This is a genomic window from Pararhizobium sp. LjRoot235, from assembly GCF_964254145.1.
Classification (GTDB): Bacteria; Pseudomonadota; Alphaproteobacteria; order Rhizobiales; family Rhizobiaceae; genus Pararhizobium.
Genome location: NZ_CAXUSP020000001.1, coordinates 4,173,347 through 4,191,715 on the forward strand (window position 1 = coordinate 4,173,347; position 18,369 = coordinate 4,191,715).

The following is an 18,369-nucleotide window of genomic DNA, read 5'->3' on the forward strand; positions in this document are numbered from 1 at the left end:
AGTTCAAGCCGCCTTCGTTTCCGCAAGACCGAGCCACAGATTTACCAGCGCCTCGAACTTGCCCGCCATGTCGGCGATCGCCTGCTCGTCACTGATCTCGCCTGCGAGCCAGGCCTTGCTGGCATCGGCGAAGATGGTGCGACCGACGGCGAAGCCCTTGACGGTCTTGGAGGTGCGTGCGGCAGCAAAACCTTCCTTGAGCACATCATACGGCGCCTCCAGTCCGAGCAGGACGACGCCGCGGCAAAGCGGATCGCGCTGTTCAATGACGGCATCAATGGCCGCCCAGGCCGTGCGGCTTGCCTGCGGCTCCAGCTTCCACCAGTCGGGCTTCAGGCCAGCATCGTAAAACTCATTGAGGGCGCGGGGAATGGTCTGATCGTCAAGCTTGCCGTGTTTGCCGGCGATGATCTCGATGAGGATTTCGCGACCGACCTTCCGCGCCGCCTCGAAGGCGGAGCGCAGCTTGGCAATCTGGGCGGCCTTCATCTCGTCCGGATCGTCCGGATGGTAGAAGCTTAAGACCTTGATACAGTGATCGACCGGCCAATCGATCAGCCGGCTACCGAGATCCTGGCTGAATTCGAACTGCAGCGGCCGCGAACCCGGAAGCTCAATCGGCTTGCCGATCCAGAAATCCTTGTTCTTGGCGGCAGCGAACAGGGCTTCGCGGCCGTATTTGTCGTCGATCAGCATGCCGAAGCCAGGGCGGCCATTGGCGATGCGTTCGGCAGCCTTGACGGCCAGCACTTTGAAGGCCGGGATGCGGGCCAAGAGTTCCGGGTCGCCACCGGCCAGATCTTCCAGCTGACTGCGATGATCGATGGCGAGCGCCATCAGTTGCGGGATGTCGCGACGGCGCGTCGTTGCCCAATGGACGTGGTTGATCGCCTCGTCCTTGCGGAGTGCCTTTTCCTTGCTGCCGTTTTGCAGGAAAAACTGCAGTTCGATCCAGGTCGGGATTTCCGGGGCGCAAAGCAGACGCGAGACGGCAAAGGCGCCGCAGGCATTGGCCCAGGTGGCCGATGTGGCATGCGGCTCGCCGGTCAGCCAGCCGCGCAGAAAGCCGGACATGAAGGCGTCGCCGGCCCCGAGGACATTGTAGACCTCGATCGGGAAGCCCTTGCCGACGATGCCGTCTTCGAGATTGTCGGAAATCGGACCGTCATAGACGATACAACCCATCGGCCCGCGCTTGAGCACGATCGTCGCCTTGGAATTGGCGCGGATGGTCTTCAGAGCAGCAAGCAGGTCGCTGTCACCCGATGCGATCAGCACCTCCTCCTCGGTCCCGACGATCAAATCGCAATCGGCCAGGACCGTCTTCAGGTGCGTCGATACTTTTTCCGAGGCGATATAGCGGTTGTCGCCAGCATCATGGCCGGCAAGGCCCCAGAGGTTCGGCCGGTAGTCGATATCGAAGACGACCTTGGCACCGCTCTCCTTGGCAATGCGGATCGCCTTGCGCTGCGCGGCATCAGTGTGCGGCTTGGAGAAATGCGTGCCGGTGACGAGGATGGCACGGGCGGAGCGGATGAAGTCTTCGGCGACGTCGTCTTCGCACAGCGCGCTGTCGGCGCAGTTATCGCGATAGAACAACAGCGGGAAGGAATGATCGCTTTCGACCGAGAGAATGGCGAGCGCGGTCAGCCGCTCGGGATCGGTCACAATGCCCTTCGTTTCGACGCCCTCGCGTTGCAACTGCTCGCGAATGAAGCGGCCCATCTGTTCCTTGCCGACGCGCGTCAGCAGCGCCGATTTGAGGCCGAGACGCGCCGTTCCGACGGAGATGTTGGTGGGGCAGCCGCCGACGGACTTGGCGAAACTGGCGACATCCTCGAGCCGCGTTCCGATCTGCTGGCCATAAAGATCGACCGAGGCCCGGCCGATGGTGATGAGGTCAAGTGGCTTGTCTGCCTGCATCCTGTTGGTCTGGCTCACTGCTTCCTCCCGGCGGGCGCTTGCGTCGCGCCGATATTTTCATCGCTATTGGGTGATCGTTTCATGAAACATAAATTCTGCTCGTTAGTCAACATAGAATTTTCATTCCATTAATGTACCGCAGCATTCCGTCTCCGCTTTTCGGCGACAGCGACGGTCAGCGCCATGGCAAATGCCATGCTGGCGGAAAGGGAGCGGAATCCGGCATGGTCGGCCTCGACCAGCTCGAACCAGACCTTGGACGATTCCGCCAGCGGCGAGAAGGCAGAGTCCGTCAGCGACACGACCGGCACCTTGCGGCTGGCGAGGAATTTTGCCTGATTGACGCTCTCGGACGCATAGGGGGAGAAACTGACGGCAAAGCCGGCGTCTTTCGGACCGGCCATCGCCAGAATATCATCATCGATGCCGGCCGCCGTGCCAACCATCTGGTATTTTACCTTCAACTTGCCGAAAGCATAAGCCATGTAGCCGGAGATAGGATAGGAGCGGCGCTTGGCGACCAGATAGATCGTCTCGGCACCGGCAAGGATGTTGACGGCGCGTTCGAAAGCCTCGGGCTCGACGGAGGTGGCGATATTGTCGAGCGAGCGATGCGCGGCGGCGACGAAGCCGTTGAAGATCGAGCCGCTTTCAAGCTTGCTGTGGTCGTTGGCGCTCAGGGCCTTGAGACGCTCGTCGTAACCCGGCGTGCGTTCGCGCAGGCGAGCCCGGAAAATCTGTTGCAGACTGGAGAAGCCCTCAAAACCGAAATGCTGAGCGAAGCGGACCAGCGTCGAGGGTTGAACATCGGCCGACGTGGCGATACTCGCCGCCGTGCCGAAGGCGATCTCGTCAGGATGGTCCAGCGCATAAACCGCGACCTGACGGAGGCGCTTCGGCAGTTGCGCCTTCCGCTCCAGGATCGTCGCCTTCAGGCCGTCGAAATCCTGCGGAATATCGATGCTGCTTTCCGTTTCGGCCATATAATTCGGTCTCTTTCCTGCGTCTGCGCCACCTTCAAGACCTTATGCAAAGAATGGAATGAAGAATAGAATATTTATTCCACAATCCCGATTTTTCCACCTTTTGACTAGTCCTTGCCGATAGGCACCCACTCGTTGGTTCTGGCTGACTGGTACGTCGCCGAGACGACCTTCTGAACCTCGTAACCCTCGCGGAAATCGGTTCCCGGCTTACTGCCAGTCGCGATCGCCTGCAGGAATTCGTTGGCCTCGATGGCTTTCAGGTCATTGAAGCCGATTTGGTGACCGGGGGCGACACAGAAGGCGTCGTAGGGGGGATGCTCGGGGCCGGCCCAGATCGTGCGGTAGCCGCGGCTGCGGATGTCATCGCCAGCGAACCAGACCTTGAGCTCGTTCATCCGCTCCTGCGTGAAGACGATGCTGCCCCTTGATCCATAGATTTCGAAATCATGCTGCATCTTGCGGCCCGTGGCGCTCCAGTTGGCCTCGAAACTGCCGGTGGCGCCGCTTTCGAAGCGGACGAAGGCGCGGGTGATGTCGTCTACCTCGACAGCGCGCATCTCGCTCGAGCCGCGTGCGATGGGGCGTTCGGGCACCTGAATGATCGTTTCGGCTAGTACCGAGGTGATAGGGCCAACCAGATGGCGCAACGAGGCGATGATGTGACTGCCGATATCGGCAAGCGCGCCGCCGCCGCTCTTCGGATCAAGCCGCCAGCTCCAGGGCGCGGACGCATCCATCATGAAGTCTTCGGCATGGATGCCGCGCACCGAGCGGATCTCGCCGATCTCGCCGCTTTCGATCAGGTCCTTGGCAAGGAAGATCATTGGGTTCTTCAGGTAATTGAAGCCGACCTGCGTGACGACGCCGGCCTTTTCCGCCGCGGCGACCATTTCCGCGCATTCGGCAACGGTCGGCGCCAGCGGCTTTTCGCAGTAGACGTGCTTGCCGTGGGCGATGGCGGCGAGTGCCATCTCCTTGTGCAGCAGATTGGGCGTGGTGATATCGATGATGTCGATATCCGGGTCCGTCAGCAACTCACGCCAGTCCGCGGTCGCCTTGCGGAAGCCGAGATTGCGGCGGGCCTTCTCCGCACCATCGAGCGAGACGTCAGCGACCGAAACCAGATCGAGTTCGAACGGCAGGTCGAAGACCCTTGCCGCGATCGTGAAGCCCAGCGCATGCGCCTTGCCCATGAAACCAGTGCCAATCAAGCCGACGCCGATCCTGCGTTTGCCGCTCATATGTCAATTCCTTTTAAGCACCGCGTTGCGGCTTCGGCGCCAGATGAAATGATTTTTGCATCTCCTGTCAATATGGAATGTCTGTTCGAATTTACAAAGAACGGTTCCAGAGGGAAGAGAGCATCCGGGAAAAAGCGATGGATGGGCGCGAACATGTGGAAATGATCGTGTTCGTTAACGCATTTTTACCATGTTCGGCCGGATGATCCGTTCATATCATGGTTAACGAACCATCAAGGCGGGCCATCCCCGCGACCTGGAGAATAATGCATGTGCCGTTGGGCAGCCTATCGCGGAGAGCCGCTTTATCTCGAAGAACTGGTATCGTCTCCGGCTCATTCCCTGATCGAGCAGTCCCATTGCGCCACCCGCGCCAAGACGGCGACCAACGGCGACGGCTTCGGCATCGCCTGGTACGGCGATCATCCGGAACCCGGCCGCTACCGCGACATCCTGCCCGCCTGGTCCGACTGCAACCTCAAAAGCATCGCTCGGCAGATCCGCTCGCCGCTGTTCCTTGCCCATGTGCGGGCCGCAACCGGTGGCGGCACACGGCGCGACAATTGCCATCCTTTCATCCACGGGCGGTGGTCCTTCATGCACAACGGCCAAATCGGCGATTTTGATCATCTGCGCCGTCCGATGGAAGCAATGCTCGACAACGACCTCTACACCGCCCGCACCGGATCCACCGACAGCGAGCTTTTGTTCCTGCTGGCACTGCAATTCGGCCTTGAGGCCGATCCGCTCGGTGCAATCGCCGAGACGCTGGCCTTCGTCGAGCGGTTGGCGGAGCATCTGGAGCGCAAGGTTCTCGTCCGCTTCACCGCAGCCCTTTCCGATGGCCGCGATCTCTACGCGGTGCGCTACGCCTCCGACTGGAAGGCGCCGACGCTTTACGCCGCGCCGATGGGTCCGAGCGGCGGCTATTGCCTCGTTTCCGAGCCACTCAACGACGATGACAACGCCTGGGTGGAAATTCCTGACGGCACGGCGGTCATCGTTGGTGAAAACGGTGTCGACGTCCGCCTGTTCGGGACGCAGGGTGCCGCACCGAGTGCGGAACGGATAGGCCGGGTAGCGTCAGGAAAAATGTGAGGCGATCAAACGGCCGAGCCTTTCGGCAACCGCCTGCTTGTCCATGTCCGGCCAGTCCTGGTCGCCGGTTTTGCCGATGACCTTCACGGTGTTGCGGTCACCACCCATGATGCCGGTGTGGGGCGAGACGTCGTTGGCGAGGATATAGTCGGCACCCTTCCTCTCCAGCTTGGAGCGGCCATTCTCCGCAACATTCTGCGTTTCCGCGGCAAAGCCGACGACCAGCTTTGGTCGCTTGGCATGGTGACCGACGGTCTTCAGGATATCCGGGTTTTCGGTGAGCTGCAGCGGCGGCGGCGCTTCGCCGGGTTTTTTCTTGATCTTGTTGCCGGCCGCACTCACCACCCGCCAGTCGGCAACGGCGGCGACCATCACCGCGATGTCGGCGGGCAGCGCGGCAATGACGGCGTCGCGCATTTCCTCAGCGCGCTCCACATGGATGACCGACACGCCCCTCGGATCGGCAATCGTCACCGGGCCGGAGACCAGCGTCACATCGGCACCGAGCCGGGCAAGTTCAGTTGCAATCGCATGCCCCTGTTTTCCCGAGGAGCGGTTGGCGATGTAGCGCACCGGGTCGATCGGCTCATGCGTCGGACCGGAGGTGACGATGGCTTTCCTGCCCGCCAGCGGCTTCGGGCCGGTGTCGAGCAAGCTCTCGGCAGCGGCCGCGATCTCCAGCGGTTCGGCCATGCGGCCCTCGCCCTTTTCGCCGGTTTCGGCCATTTCGCCCGAAGACGGGCCGATGAAACGGATGCCATCGGCAACCAGTGTTGCATGGTTGCGGCGGGTAGCCGGATGCGTCCACATCTTCGGGTTCATGGCGGGGGCAACAAGCACCGGGCGGTCCGTTGCCAGAAGAATGGTTGAGGCGAGATCGTCGGCAAGGCCGTGCGCCATCTTCGCCATCAGATCGGCGGTGGCGGGTGCAACGAGGATCAGATCGCAATCGCGGGCAAGCCGGATATGGCCGACATCCTGCTCGTCCTCCCGCGAAAACAGATCGGTAAACACCTTGTCTGCGGCGAGCGCGCCCACCGCGAGCGGCGTCACGAAGGCCTGCGCACCGGCCGTCATCACCGGACGGACCGAGGCGCCGCGCTCGCGCAGGCGACGGATGAGATCGAGGCTCTTATAGGCCGCGATACCGCCGGAGATGATGAGCAGGATGCGTTTTCCCTGAAGCGTCATGACGATCCGTCTTTTTCTGCCTTGTTGATCGCGGGACCGTAACCGAGAGGCATGTCCTGTGCAATCGGCCGTGATCCGCTGCGCCCATCAGTGGCCGTGGCGCGTGCACTGGCCGTGATCGGCAAGAACCTCGATCACCCGGCACTGCTCGACACGTCCGTGGCCGCAGCCCTCCACCATCATTTCCAATTCCGCCTTCAACGCGGTCAGGCTGCGGATGCGCTGTTCGACCTCGCCAAGGCGCGCCTTGGCGATGGCATCGGCGGAGGCGCATGGCTGCAACGGGTTGTCCTGCAGGCACAGAAGTGTGCGGATCGCCTCGACCTCAAAGCCGAGTTCTCGCGCATGACGGATGAAGATGAGGCGGTTGAGATCGGATGATTGATAGGAACGCTGGTTGCCCTCGCTGCGGCTGGGGGAGCGAAGCAGACCAATGCCTTCGTAGTAGCGGATCGTCGGCACCTTGACGCCGCTCTGACGGGACGCCTCGCCGATGGTGATCTTTTTCATGATTTTCCCTCTTGCACCTCTAGTCGCTAGAGGATGTAGGAAAGATGCCACGGTTTGACAAGCAAGCGAGCGGATCATGGCAGGGACGACACAGACACGGTACCGGGTTGAGGGCATGGACTGCGCCAGTTGCGCGGCCAAGATCGATACCGCAGTGCGGCGCATGCCGGGCGTCGAGAATGTGTCCGTGTCGGTGACCGCGGGCACGATGACCGTGCGGCACAATGGGGAGAGCGATCTGTCGGCCATTGCGAAGAAGGTAACGGGTCTCGGCTATTCGGCCTCACAACTCGGGGGAAAGGCGGCGGCACCGGTTTTAGAGCCGGAGGCCGCCTGCGGCGGACATGATCATCACGTGGGTCACGGCCATGCCAACCGGGCCGGCCACGCGGATCACAGGCACACGGGGCCGGCCGAAAGCGGCCCGCCTCGGAAAGGCCTCCGCGCGCATGATTATGGCCCAGCAACCGGTGTGTGGTGGTCGAGCCGGAAGGGCAAGCTGACTATCGTCTCCGGTGCGGCACTCGTTGCCGCCTATGCGACCGGTCATCTCGTTCCGTCAATCGCGCCCTATGCATTTATCGTTGCCATGCTGGTCGGGCTCGTGCCGATCGCCCGCCGCGCGATCACGGCTGCAATGGCCGGCACGCCTTTCTCCATCGAGATGCTGATGACCATAGCCGCCCTCGGCGCCGTCATCATCGATGCCGGCGAGGAGGCGGCGGCCGTCGTCTTCCTGTTCCTGGTCGGCGAACTGCTGGAGGGCGTGGCGGCCGGCAAGGCGCGCCAGAGCATCCAGTCCTTGGCGGCCCTCGTGCCGAAGGAAGCATTGCTCGAAGAGAACGGGCAGACGCTCGCGGTTCCGGCCGAAAACCTCTCCGTCGGCGCGACCATTCTCGTTCGCCCGGGCGACCGTATCCCTGCCGACGGGGTCATCCTTTCGGGCGAAAGCGCCATCGACGAGGCGCCGGTGACCGGCGAAAGCGCGCCGGTGCGCAAGGCAGTCGACGACAACGTTTTCGCGGGCACGATCAACGGCGACGCCGCCTTGCATATCCGGGTCATGGCGGCCGCCGCCGACAACACCATTGCCCGCGTCGTCAAGCTGGTCGAGGAGGCGCAGGAATCCAAGGCGCCGACGGAGCGTTTCATCGACCGGTTCTCTCGCTACTATACGCCGTGCGTCGTGGTGGTCGGCGCCCTCGTCGCGATCATCCCGCCGCTGTTTCTGGGCGGCGCCTGGGGCGAATGGATCTACAAGGGACTTGCAATCCTGCTCATCGGCTGCCCCTGCGCGCTGGTCATCTCGACGCCGGCAGCCATCGCCGCCTCGCTTTCTGCCGGCGCACGGCGCGGCCTGCTGATGAAGGGCGGCGCAGTGCTAGAGATGCTGGGCACGATCGGTGCGGTGGCGCTCGACAAGACTGGCACGCTGACAGAAGGTAAGCCGAGGGTAACTGATGTGATCGGTTTCAGCCGTTCCGAAACTGACGTCTTGACCTTCGCCGCGGCGCTGGAGACCGGCTCGAGCCATCCGTTCGCCAAGGCGATCCTCCAGCGGGTGGCCGCGGATGAGTTGCAGATTCCGGCCGCTTCCGAAGCCAAGGCGCTGGGCGGCAAAGGCGTGACGGCGACTGTCGACGGCACATCGATCTTCCTCGGCTCGCCGCGGGCGGCCGGCGAGCACATAATGCTTTCGGCCGAGCAAACCACGCGCATCACGGCACTCAACGACGAGGGCAAAACGGTCTCCGTGCTGATTATTGGCGAGACTCTGGCCGGCGCGATTGCGATGCGCGACGAGCCGCGCGCGGATGCAAAGTCGGGGCTCAAGATGTTGTTGGAGGCGGGCATCCGGATTGTCATGCTGACCGGTGACAACGCGCGCACGGCAACGGCTATCGGCCGCGAGCTCGGCATCGAGGTGCGCGCGGAGCTGATGCCGGCCGACAAGCAACGGATCGTTGGGGAGTTGAAACAGCAGGGGCTCATCGTGGCGAAGGTCGGCGACGGAATCAATGATGCACCGGCGCTGGCTGCAGCCGACATCGGCATAGCCATGGGCGGCGGCACCGACGTGGCGCTGGAAACCGCTGATGCCGCCGTGCTTCATGGCAGGGTCGGTGATGTCGCGGAGATGATCAAGCTGTCAAAACGGACCATGGGCAATATCCGCCAGAACATCACCATCGCGCTGGGCTTGAAAGCCCTGTTTCTGGTGACGACGATTGCCGGCATCACCGGGCTCTGGCCGGCGATTCTCGCCGATACGGGCGCGACGGTGCTGGTGACGATCAACGCGCTCAGGCTGCTGGCACCGGCTCGGAGCGCCTGAGGGACCCTGCCGGCTGCCTCAGCCCTGCGGACATCCCTCCCCAGAGTTCATCGATAATCCTCTTCGCCCTCTGGCGGCATCCATGACGAGCACGGCAGCGAAAGGGCGCCAGCCCGTCAGACCGACGCCAGCGCGACCGCCGGCTGCAGACGGGAGGCGTTGTAGGCGGGCAGATAGCCGAAGACGAGGCCTGTCAGGAAGGCGCTGGCGAAGGCGAGGATGACCGGGCCCAGCGCAAAGCTGACGGCGATGCCGAAAGCCTGCGCGACGGCGCCGATGGCGAGGCCGAGACCGACGCCGATCAACCCGCCGAGCGCGGAGACCACCAGCGCCTCGACGATGAACTGGGTGAGGATATCGCGGGCCCGCGCGCCGGTTGCCATGCGGATACCGATTTCGCGGGTGCGCTCGGTGACGGAAACGAGCATGATGTTCATCACGCCGATGCCGCCGACGAGCAGCGAGATCGCGGCGATCGAGCCGAGGAAGACCTTGAGGATGTTGGAGGTCTCGGTAAAGGTCTCGCGGATCGCCGCCATATTGACGATCTGCGTGTCCTGCCGCTTGTGACGCTCGTCGAGCAGTGCCTGGATCTGGTCCTGGGTGACATTGATACCGCTGTCGTCCTTCACCTTCACAGTAATCGAACGGACGTTCTTTGCGCCGAACAGGCGCAGGTTGCCGGTAGAAAGCGGCACCAGCACGGTGTCGTCCTGATCGTTGCCGCCGGCGCTCGCGCCCTTCTTCGACATGACGCCGATGACCTGGAAGGGGATGTTCTTGATCAGGATATACTGGCCGAGCGGATCAGCTTCCGGAAACAGGGTATCGGCGACGGTGCGGCCGAGGACAGCGACCGTCGCATAGGCGTCCGCATCGGATTGTTCGAGGAAGGCGCCGTCGTCGACCGTCCAGGATTTTGCCTGCGGGAACTGCGGCACCGTGCCGTTGACGGTCGTCTGGGTATCGAGATTGCCGGCACGCACCGTCAGTGTGCTCGACATTTCCGGCACGGCGAAGCTGATATTCGGCAATTCCAGAATGGCATCGGCATCGGATGGAACGAGCGAGACGATGCTGCCCCCTTCCCCACCGCGGAAATTCGCCATATTGGGCCTGACCACCAGGAGGTCCGAGCCCATGGCCGCGATGCGGTTCAACACGGAATCCTGCGCGCCAGTGCCGATGGCGAGCATGGCAACGACGGAACTGACGCCGATAACGATACCGAGCAAGGTCAGGATGGTGCGGAAAAGATTGGCCCTGAGCGCGCGGAACGACATGCGCGCGGCCTCGGCCACGTCGGTTATGATGGCGGCCCTTCCCGCGGCTCTTGTCGCAGATTTCGGTTCGTTACGGCCGATCCGGCGGACATTGCCGGGAATACGATCGGCGACGATCAGGCCATCGCTGATCTCGATGACGCGGTCGGCGGATTCGGCGAGTTCCGGCGCATGGGTAATGATGATGACGGTGTGGCCATCATCATTCATCTGCCGCAAGGTGGCCATCACCTCCTTGCCGCTCTGGCTGTCGAGCGCGCCGGTCGGCTCATCCGCCAGAATGATCTGGCCGCCATTCATCAGCGCGCGAGCGATCGAGACGCGCTGCTGCTGGCCGCCGGAGAGCTGGTTGGGCAGATGGTCGAGACGGTCGCCAAGCCTGAGTGACGTGAGCAACATCTCGGCCCGGTCGCGTCGGTGACGCGCCGGCATGCCGGCATAGATGGCGGGAATCTCGACGTTTTCCTGCGCAGTTGCCGTCGGCACCAGATTGTAGCTCTGGAAGACGAAGCCGAACATCTGGCGGCGGCGTGCGGCCAGTTGGTCGGCATCGAAATCCGAAACGTCCTCGCCTTCCAACAGGTACTCACCGGCTGTCGGCGTGTCGAGGCAGCCGAGGATGTTCATCAGCGTCGACTTGCCGGAGCCGGAGGCACCGACGATGGCGACGAATTCGCCCGGCTGGATTTCGAGCGAGATGCCGCGCAGCACCTCGATAGCAACATCGCCATTGACGAAAGTCTTGCGGATATCCTTGAGCGATATGAGCGCAGTCACGACAGCACCCTCAGAACATCGGCGGCATGCCGCCCATGCCGCGCCGGGAGTTGGAACGGTTGGATGAGGCCGCCGCCTTGTCCGCCGAGGCCGTACCGACGACGACATCATCGCTTTCGGAAAGACCTTGCTTGATCTCGATGCGCACCCGGTTGCGAATGCCGGTCTCGACCTTGCGGGTTTCGCGGGTTCCGGACGCGGTGACGACGGTGACTTCGCCGGCGTTGTCGCCAGCACCTGAACGGACCGCCGCGGCGGGAAGCGTCAGCACGTTCCTGGCGGACGACTGTACGAAAAAGACCTGCGCCGTCATGTTCATCATCAGCGTACCCTCCGGATTGGGCACGTCAAACAGGGCGTAGTAAAGCACGACGTTGTTTTCGGTCGATGGCGTCGGCTTGATCTGGCGCAGCTTGCCGGGATAGCGCTTGCCGGGCTGGCCGAGCAGCGTGAAATAGGCGTCCATGCCTGTCTTGAGCTTGCCGACGTCCGCTTCCGACACCTCCGCCTCGACCGTCATCGTCGAAAGATCGCCAATCGTGACGATTGTCGGCGCCGTCTGGTTGGCGTTCAGCGTCTGGCCCTCGGTGGCGGACGTATCGACGACCGTTCCTCTCATCGGCGCATAGATCTTGGTGTAACCGAGGCTGATGCGAGCGTCCTTCAGTGTCGCTTCCTGCTTACGGATCTGGGCCTTCAGCGCGTCGACATTGGCTTTTGCCGTTGCGAGTGCCGCGACCGCCTCGTCGAGCGCCGACTGGGCAGCACTATTGCCGGCGACAAGCGCGCGCTGACGCGTCAGATTGGCCGCGGCGAGGACGACCTGCGCCTCCTTGTCGATCATCTGGGCCTTGAGGTTGGCAAGCTCGGCCTCGGCGATCTCGATCTGCGTTTCGATCGAGGCGCTGTCGATCTCGGCGATCAGCTGCCCTTGGCTGACACGGTCGCCGATTTCGACCTTGAGGCTTTTCAGCTGGCCGGAGACCTGGGCGCCGACATCGACATCCTTGATCGGGCTCAAGAGCCCCGTCGCCGCGACGCTGTTTTCGATATCGCCGCGCAACGGCGTCTCGGTGACGACGGTATCGGTGGTGCTTTGTTTGCCATAGGTCGACCAGCCGTACCAGCTGGCGCCGGCAACAGCCATCAGAACCGGCAGGATCAGCCACTGCCGCCTCGATCGGGCACGTTTCTTCGACGCTGGCGCAGGCTGACCGATGGGTTCCTCAGCCTCGACGATCGCGGGAGCAATTTTCCGGGTGGCATCCGCCATTCAAGCAACTCTCAGACTATTTTTGATATCGGGCCGAACAATTCCCGAACTGGCTAGGTTGCAACTACGCCTTAATGACGTCAAACGGCATGAAATCTTTGTAATGTTTCCTGTTTTTCGTTTCGCAATGTTTCCACGGCCAACCTCTTGTCTTCAAAGACAGCCAATTGACGCAAACACCGGCGGGGGAACCGCCGGTTTTCGCCACTGGCTGCCCTGCCGGGGAGGCCGGATCAGTTGCAGACCCTGATGCGCTTGACGACCAGATTGCCGTAATAGTCGTACTCGCGGACCTTCTTGATCCAGCAATGGGGCTCGTAATAGCTGTTGTAGTAGTGGCGCTTGTGGCCGTAGTGGTGGCCGCCATAGTAGTTGTCGCTATAGCCGCCATAATAACCGCCGGCCTGGGATGGGGCTGCGAAAGAAAGAGCAGCGCCAGCGGCAACGATGGAAGCGATGATCAGGTTACGCATGATTGTCTCTCCTTGAGTGATTGGCTGGATGAGCCCGCCTCATCCTTGAGACAGACAATCTCACGGCTGCGGAAACCGCGCAGTTCCCAATGGAACAGGGTGCCGGCGCTTATGATTTTCTGATCCGGGCCATGGCCACCACATCCGCGAATCTCCCGTCACGGAAGGCATAGGCCCTGTGAACGCCCTCGGCTTCCGGCGCTCGCGCCACAAAGGCAAGAACCGCCTCTCAGAAGGCTCGCCAGGCGATATAAAGCAGCGTCAGCGCAATGACCCAGAGCGCCAGACGGCCGGAGCGGCTGTGCCGCGCTTCCGAACGGCCGATCGCCTCGGCGGTCTCCTCGTCGAAGCGCAGGCCGTTTTCGGCCATTGCGGTCAGATCGCGGGAGAATTTTTCCGTTTTCGCCGCTATCTCGGGTGCTGCTTCGGCAAGCCTGAGGGCCGCGTGAAGGCCATCCCTGACGTCGGAGACGATGCGTTTGGGACCGAGATTGTCGCGGATCCAGGCGCCAACCACCGGCTCGGAGGCCTTCCACATATTGAAGCGCGGATTGAGCGTGCGTGCCACGCCTTCGACGACAACCATGGTCTTCTGCAGCATGACCAGTTCCGGCCGCGTCTGCATGTCGAAGAGCTCGGTGACCTCGAACAGCAGCGTCAAGAGCTTGGCCATGGAGATGGTCTCGGCCGGCTGGCCGTGGATCGGCTCGCCGATGGCGCGGATCGCCTGGGCGAAGCTCGCGACGTTGTGATGGCCCGGCACATAGCCTGCCTCGAAATGCACGTCGGCGACGCGGCGATAGTCGCGGGTGATGAAGCCGTAGAGGATTTCGGCGAGGAATCGGCGTTCCTTCTTGCCGAGGCGGCCAACGATGCCGAAATCGACGGCGACGACCATGCCTTTCTGATCGACAAAGAGATTGCCCTGATGCATGTCAGCGTGGAAGAAACCGTCGCGCAGCGTGTGACGCAGGAAAGACTGGATGAGCGTATCGGCAAGCGCGTTGAGGTCATGCCCGGCGCGGCTGAGCCCCTCGACATCCGACAACTTGATGCCGTCGACCCATTCCATCGTCACGACGTCGCGGCCGGTGCGCTCCCAATCGACTTTCGGCACGCGGAAACCGGGATCGTCGGCCGCATTCTCGCCAAGTTCCGAGAGAGCCGCAGCCTCAAGCCGCAGATCCATCTCGACCTTGGTGGTCTGCTCCAGCGTCTTCGTCACCTCGACCGGACGAAGCCTGCGCATGTTCGGCACGAAGCGCTCCTGCAGGTGCGAGACAAGGAACATCGCCTCCAGGTCATGGGCAAAACGCTGGCGCACGCCGGGGCGGATTACTTTGACGGCGACCTTTTGCTCGACGCCGTCGCGCAACACCATCGCAGGATGGACCTGGGCAATCGAGGCGGCGGCAATCGGATCGCCGAAGTGCGAATAAAGCTCGGCCACGGGCCGGCCGAGCGAACCCTCGACGGCGGCACGCGCCTCCTCGACCGGGAAGGTCGCCATGCGATCCTGCAGGAAGGAAAGGTCTTCGGCGAAATCGGGCCCCACGACGTCCGGGCGGGTGGCCAGGAACTGGCCGATCTTCACATAGGACGGTCCCAATCGCTCGATGGCGCGCGCGAGCCTGTCGCTGCGGACCTCATGCCTGGCACGACGGCGGGCAAACAGACCGGCAAATGATTGCGCGGCGCTAATCAGCGGCGGCAGGTTTTCCGACGGCAGGGCGGAAATAACGCCCTCGCGCACCAGCACCCAGCCAATCCGGACCAGGCGTGCATAGGCCCCGGGTGTACTCATGATGCCTTGCCGCCGCGCAGGACAAGGCGCTCAGCGCGCTTCACGAAAGTGGACATCATGCGTCAGATCTTCCAGGCGGAGTGCAGCGCGGCGATACCGCCGGTGTAGTTGGTGAAATTGACGCGGGAGAAGCCGGCAGTGGTGATCATCGCGGCGAAATCGCGCTGGTTTGGAAACTTGCGGATCGATTCCACCAGATACTGGTAGGGCTCGGCGTCGCCGGTGACCATCCTGCCGAACTTGGGGATCGCGTTGAACGACCAGGTGTCATAAACCTTGTCGAGCAGCGGCATATCGACCTCGGAGAACTCCAGTACCAGCAGCCGGCCGCCACGCTTCAGCACGCGATAGGCTTCCGACAGGGCGAGATCGATGCGCGGTACGTTGCGGATGCCAAAGGCGATCGTATAGGCATCGAAGGAATTCGCCTCGAAGGGCAGATCCTCGGCATTGGCCTCGACGAAGGTGAGATTAGGCGTCAGCCCTTTCTTTTCGGCACGCTCGGCGCCGACGGCAAGCATCGAGCCGTTGATGTCGAGCACCGTTGCATGCGCCTTGCGGTCGGAGGCCTCGACGATGCGGAAGGCGATATCGCCGGTGCCACCGGCGACGTCGAGAACCTTGTAATCCTCGGAGCGGCGCGGGTTGAGCGCCGATATCATCGCATCCTTCCAGGCCCGGTGCAGGCCCATGGACATCACATCGTTCATGATGTCGTAGCGTTTGGCCACCTTGTGGAAGACATCATTGACGAGCGCCTGCTTCTCGCCTTGGCCAACCTGGCGAAAACCGTAGGAGGTTTCCATGCCGCCATCGGCAGACGTGCGCTCACCTGTCATTCCGAAATACTCCGTTTCCATCGCCGTTAGCCGACCATAGCGAATTCGCTTGATTCACGCTATCTCTCGAAGAGACACCCGCCTGCGGCATTCCAGCCCTTATCGGGCCTGCTATAGGGTATGTAGGCGGCGATTGGAATTGCCAAATAAGTTCATTCATTTGGCGTGAAGGAGATGTTGATGCCGGAACTTCCCGAAGTGGAGACCGTGAGGCGGGGTCTGACGCCAGCCATGGAAGGCGCGCTCCTGGTGCGGGCTGAACTGCGGCGGCCGGATCTACGCTTTCCCTTCCCGGCCGATTTTTCCACGCTTGTTTCCGGCCGGCGTATCCTGTCGCTCGGGCGCAGGGCGAAATACCTCTTGATTGACCTTGAAGGTGGCGACGTCATCATCGCCCATCTCGGGATGTCCGGCTCCTTTCGCGTCGAGGAGGGTGCAGGTTCCGAGACGTCGGGCGATTTCCATCATTCGCGCGGCAAGGACGAGAAGCACGACCACGTCGTCTTTCATCTTGAGAGCGCCAAGGGGCCAACACGCGTCATTTACAACGATCCGCGCCGTTTCGGCTTCATGGATATCACCAGGCGCGACATGCTCGCGAGCCACGTCTTCTTCCGCGATCTTGGCGAGGAGCCGACCGGCAACGTGCTCGACGCCGGCTATCTCGCTGCGCGCTTCGCCGGCAAGACGCAGCCGCTCAAATCCGCGCTGCTTGACCAGAAGAATATTGCCGGCCTCGGCAACATCTATGTCTGCGAGGCGTTGTGGCGCTCCGGTCTCTCACCGATGAGGGCCGCCGGCACGCTGGTCGATGCCAGGGGCAAGCCGAAGAAGGCGCTCGTGCTCCTCACCGAGGCGATCCGCTCCGTAATCGCCGACGCGATCGCAGCGGGCGGCTCGTCACTGCGCGATCATATCCAGACGGACGGCACGCTCGGTTACTTCCAGCATTCCTTCTCGGTCTATGACCGCGAGGGCGAGCCTTGCCGGACACCCGGTTGCGGCGGCACAATCGCGCGTGTCGTCCAGGCCGGACGCTCGACATTCCATTGCCCGAAATGCCAGAGGTAGCGGCGCCGGCAGTCTCGGCCCTGCGGCCCTGGTTTTCAAAATAGCGCGTTGACTGAGACGATGTTTAGGGTTATATGCCGCCCTCAGTTTGGAAAGCCGCTCCAAGGTTTTCCGATATTGCTCCCGAATTGCTTGGATGACAGGTCGCAGTGACCCGGCACGGCGAAATGGGAGTTTTTGTCAGATTTCGAAGAGAGACACCAAATGGCCAATACAACTTCGGCGAAAAAAGCGACCCGCAAGATCGCCCGCCGCACGGAAGTCAACAAGTCCCGCCGTTCGCGCGTTCGTGGTTTCATTCGCAAGGTTGAAGAAGCCATCGCTTCCGGCGACCAGGCTCTCGCCCAGGCAGCCCTGAAGGCAGCCCAGCCGGAACTGATGCGCGCCGCCACCAAGGGCGTGCTGCACGCCAACACGGCATCGCGCAAGGTCTCGCGTCTCGCCAACCGCGTAAAGTCGCTTTCGGCCTAAGCCGGCTTAATAAAATTTCATCAGTGATTTAGCCCGGTCCTACGACCGGGCTTTTCCGATTCGCCCTGCATGCCCACGGATGCTTAATCCTTGTGCAGGACAAGATGTCAGCACGGTGACATAATTTTTTGAATGAAATCAAATCCTTGCGCGAGGACGCTCCGGCGTATCGCTGTCCAGCCAAGGCCTGTTAAGGTGGGTGGCGAGTCAAGATATTTTTTATTTTTTTTGTTTTTCGCCAGCTAACTTCCTGGTCAAAAATCAAAGCCCTTGATTCAAAAGCGATTCTCTTGCGCGGCCCTCCAGCCCATGCAGGACACGCTATGAGAGTCAACGCCCAGCTCTTACCGAACTGTAAAATTCACGATTGATCTTGTGTCACGATCCTGCCTAAATGCCTCCCACGGAAGGTGCAGGGGATTCCTGCGGACAAGATGAAAAGGTGGCCCTTTAACGGACTGCGCAGTTTCACTTGAACCTTCTGTAACGGGGTGGTTCCACAACGTTCCATCAATCAGTACGGAGTGTTTTCAGCTGTGCAACATGTTTGCCCGGCATGACACTTTGCTATTCCTGGTTGTGGGCGCGGTGGTAACCTCAAGACACCCGCTCATGTGTCGGTGCGTTTTTCGTGCTGAGCAGAGATGGTGGCGGCGATGCAGACGAGGACGCATTCGCAGCTGGCCTGCCCTTCTTGTAACGAGGGTCGGGAAAGGCCGGTCAAGGAACGAGGGGACGGGACCGCCATTTACACGAGGGCTGGGACCGGACACAGGAATGAAAGCGTGCAAGCGGGACATGCGTTGGGCCTTTAAGCCGAGCGGATTTGCACGGAACCGGACCAAAAGAGGAAAATGAGGATTCCTCTTTTGGCACGGAGAGCGTTTGGATGGGCGGCATGCCTTTACATAAGGGCCGCGCACGACAAACATTAAGGCTGATGCCGGCAGCAATGACGGCGTCGCGGAATAATATTGGAAGGCGGCAATATGCTAAGTAATTCGGTGACGGCGGCGATTGTATTCGAAAATGGGGAGAATGGGCGCCAGATCGCGGCAAATCCGTCTGACGGTGCGATCGGGGAAAAAGGCGAG

At 61.8% G+C, this 18,369-nt stretch carries 14 protein-coding genes; 4 read left to right on the top strand and 10 right to left on the bottom strand.

Annotation, left to right across the window (positions count from 1 at the left end; translation table 11 throughout):
- Nucleotides 1-3: 3 nt before the first annotated feature.
- The 3 genes from ACSQ2Z_RS20530 to ACSQ2Z_RS20540 all read right to left on the bottom strand — a co-directional run bounded on the left by ACSQ2Z_RS20530 (nucleotide 4) and on the right by ACSQ2Z_RS20540 (nucleotide 4,150).
- Nucleotides 4-1,923 carry a bifunctional 5-dehydro-2-deoxygluconokinase/5-dehydro-2-deoxyphosphogluconate aldolase gene (locus ACSQ2Z_RS20530; protein ID WP_436083143.1) on the bottom strand — a complete coding sequence of 640 codons (1,920 nt, stop codon included), beginning with the start codon at nucleotides 1,921-1,923 and terminating at the stop codon, nucleotides 4-6.
- A 128-nt stretch (nucleotides 1,924-2,051) separates the two neighbouring features.
- On the bottom strand, nucleotides 2,052-2,906 hold the full coding sequence (locus tag ACSQ2Z_RS20535; RefSeq protein ID WP_436082908.1) for a MurR/RpiR family transcriptional regulator: 855 nt from the start codon (nucleotides 2,904-2,906) through the stop codon (nucleotides 2,052-2,054).
- A 107-nt stretch (nucleotides 2,907-3,013) separates the two neighbouring features.
- Nucleotides 3,014-4,150, bottom strand: coding sequence for a Gfo/Idh/MocA family protein (locus ACSQ2Z_RS20540; RefSeq protein WP_436082909.1), 1,137 nt, complete (start codon nucleotides 4,148-4,150; stop codon nucleotides 3,014-3,016).
- 270 nt (nucleotides 4,151-4,420) lie between these two features.
- Here ACSQ2Z_RS20540 and ACSQ2Z_RS20545 point away from each other — a divergent pair, with 270 nt between their 5' ends.
- Nucleotides 4,421-5,248, top strand: coding sequence for a class II glutamine amidotransferase (locus tag ACSQ2Z_RS20545; protein ID WP_436082910.1), 828 nt, complete (start codon nucleotides 4,421-4,423; stop codon nucleotides 5,246-5,248).
- Here ACSQ2Z_RS20545 and coaBC read toward each other — a convergent pair.
- The gene (gene coaBC, locus ACSQ2Z_RS20550; RefSeq protein ID WP_436082911.1) at nucleotides 5,234-6,439 is read right to left on the bottom strand and encodes a bifunctional phosphopantothenoylcysteine decarboxylase/phosphopantothenate--cysteine ligase CoaBC; all 1,206 of its coding nucleotides are present in this window, start codon (nucleotides 6,437-6,439) and stop codon (nucleotides 5,234-5,236) included. The two genes, ACSQ2Z_RS20545 and coaBC, sit on opposite strands and share 15 nt — an antisense overlap.
- Before the next feature lie 87 nt (nucleotides 6,440-6,526).
- Nucleotides 6,527-6,949 (bottom strand): MerR family transcriptional regulator, encoded by a 423-nt coding sequence (locus tag ACSQ2Z_RS20555; protein WP_436082912.1) that lies wholly within the window; start codon nucleotides 6,947-6,949, stop codon nucleotides 6,527-6,529.
- A gap of 76 nt (nucleotides 6,950-7,025) precedes the next feature.
- Here ACSQ2Z_RS20555 and ACSQ2Z_RS20560 point away from each other — a divergent pair, with 76 nt between their 5' ends.
- A complete protein-coding gene (locus tag ACSQ2Z_RS20560) occupies nucleotides 7,026-9,284 on the top strand; it encodes a heavy metal translocating P-type ATPase (RefSeq protein WP_436082913.1) in 2,259 nt (752 codons plus the stop codon).
- A gap of 116 nt (nucleotides 9,285-9,400) precedes the next feature.
- Here the strand turns inward: ACSQ2Z_RS20560 and ACSQ2Z_RS20565 are convergent, their stop codons facing one another.
- The 5 genes from ACSQ2Z_RS20565 to ubiE form a co-directional block, all read right to left on the bottom strand.
- Nucleotides 9,401-11,344, bottom strand: coding sequence for a MacB family efflux pump subunit (locus ACSQ2Z_RS20565; protein WP_436082914.1), 1,944 nt, complete (start codon nucleotides 11,342-11,344; stop codon nucleotides 9,401-9,403).
- Between the two features lie 10 nt (nucleotides 11,345-11,354).
- Nucleotides 11,355-12,617: a macrolide transporter subunit MacA gene (gene macA / locus ACSQ2Z_RS20570; RefSeq protein WP_436082915.1), complete on the bottom strand. Its 1,263-nt coding sequence runs from the start codon at nucleotides 12,615-12,617 to the stop codon at nucleotides 11,355-11,357.
- Nucleotides 12,618-12,850: 233 nt separating this feature from the next.
- The gene (locus ACSQ2Z_RS20575) at nucleotides 12,851-13,090 is read right to left on the bottom strand and encodes a hypothetical protein (RefSeq protein ID WP_436082916.1); all 240 of its coding nucleotides are present in this window, start codon (nucleotides 13,088-13,090) and stop codon (nucleotides 12,851-12,853) included.
- Between the two features lie 229 nt (nucleotides 13,091-13,319).
- Nucleotides 13,320-14,894, bottom strand: coding sequence for a 2-polyprenylphenol 6-hydroxylase (gene ubiB, locus ACSQ2Z_RS20580; protein ID WP_436082917.1), 1,575 nt, complete (start codon nucleotides 14,892-14,894; stop codon nucleotides 13,320-13,322).
- A 62-nt stretch (nucleotides 14,895-14,956) separates the two neighbouring features.
- A complete protein-coding gene (ubiE, locus tag ACSQ2Z_RS20585) occupies nucleotides 14,957-15,733 on the bottom strand; it encodes a bifunctional demethylmenaquinone methyltransferase/2-methoxy-6-polyprenyl-1,4-benzoquinol methylase UbiE (protein ID WP_436082918.1) in 777 nt (258 codons plus the stop codon).
- A gap of 180 nt (nucleotides 15,734-15,913) precedes the next feature.
- Between ubiE and mutM the strand changes: the two genes are divergently transcribed.
- Both mutM and rpsT read left to right on the top strand, forming a co-directional pair.
- Nucleotides 15,914-16,804 carry a bifunctional DNA-formamidopyrimidine glycosylase/DNA-(apurinic or apyrimidinic site) lyase gene (gene mutM / locus ACSQ2Z_RS20590; RefSeq protein WP_436082919.1) on the top strand — a complete coding sequence of 297 codons (891 nt, stop codon included), beginning with the start codon at nucleotides 15,914-15,916 and terminating at the stop codon, nucleotides 16,802-16,804.
- 204 nt (nucleotides 16,805-17,008) lie between these two features.
- A complete protein-coding gene (rpsT, locus tag ACSQ2Z_RS20595) occupies nucleotides 17,009-17,275 on the top strand; it encodes a 30S ribosomal protein S20 (protein ID WP_037125743.1) in 267 nt (88 codons plus the stop codon).
- The last annotated feature ends 1,094 nt before the right edge of the window (nucleotides 17,276-18,369 follow it).

Excerpts from the sequence above, each read along its gene's own strand:
- ubiB (WP_436082917.1), bottom strand. The coding sequence starts at position 14,894 with ATGAGTACACCCGGGGCCTATGCACGCCTGGTCCGGATTGGCTGGGTG.
- mutM (WP_436082919.1), top strand. The coding sequence starts at position 15,914 with ATGCCGGAACTTCCCGAAGTGGAGACCGTGAGGCGGGGTCTGACGCCA.
- ubiE (WP_436082918.1), bottom strand. The coding sequence starts at position 15,733 with ATGACAGGTGAGCGCACGTCTGCCGATGGCGGCATGGAAACCTCCTAC.
- ACSQ2Z_RS20540 (WP_436082909.1), bottom strand. The coding sequence starts at position 4,150 with ATGAGCGGCAAACGCAGGATCGGCGTCGGCTTGATTGGCACTGGTTTC.
- ACSQ2Z_RS20535 (WP_436082908.1), bottom strand. The coding sequence starts at position 2,906 with ATGGCCGAAACGGAAAGCAGCATCGATATTCCGCAGGATTTCGACGGC.
- ACSQ2Z_RS20560 (WP_436082913.1), top strand. The coding sequence starts at position 7,026 with ATGGCAGGGACGACACAGACACGGTACCGGGTTGAGGGCATGGACTGC.
- macA (WP_436082915.1), bottom strand. The coding sequence starts at position 12,617 with ATGGCGGATGCCACCCGGAAAATTGCTCCCGCGATCGTCGAGGCTGAG.
- ACSQ2Z_RS20575 (WP_436082916.1), bottom strand. The coding sequence starts at position 13,090 with ATGCGTAACCTGATCATCGCTTCCATCGTTGCCGCTGGCGCTGCTCTT.
- coaBC (WP_436082911.1), bottom strand. The coding sequence starts at position 6,439 with ATGACGCTTCAGGGAAAACGCATCCTGCTCATCATCTCCGGCGGTATC.
- rpsT (WP_037125743.1), top strand. The coding sequence starts at position 17,009 with ATGGCCAATACAACTTCGGCGAAAAAAGCGACCCGCAAGATCGCCCGC.
- ACSQ2Z_RS20545 (WP_436082910.1), top strand. The coding sequence starts at position 4,421 with ATGTGCCGTTGGGCAGCCTATCGCGGAGAGCCGCTTTATCTCGAAGAA.
- ACSQ2Z_RS20530 (WP_436083143.1), bottom strand. The coding sequence starts at position 1,923 with ATGCAGGCAGACAAGCCACTTGACCTCATCACCATCGGCCGGGCCTCG.
- ACSQ2Z_RS20555 (WP_436082912.1), bottom strand. The coding sequence starts at position 6,949 with ATGAAAAAGATCACCATCGGCGAGGCGTCCCGTCAGAGCGGCGTCAAG.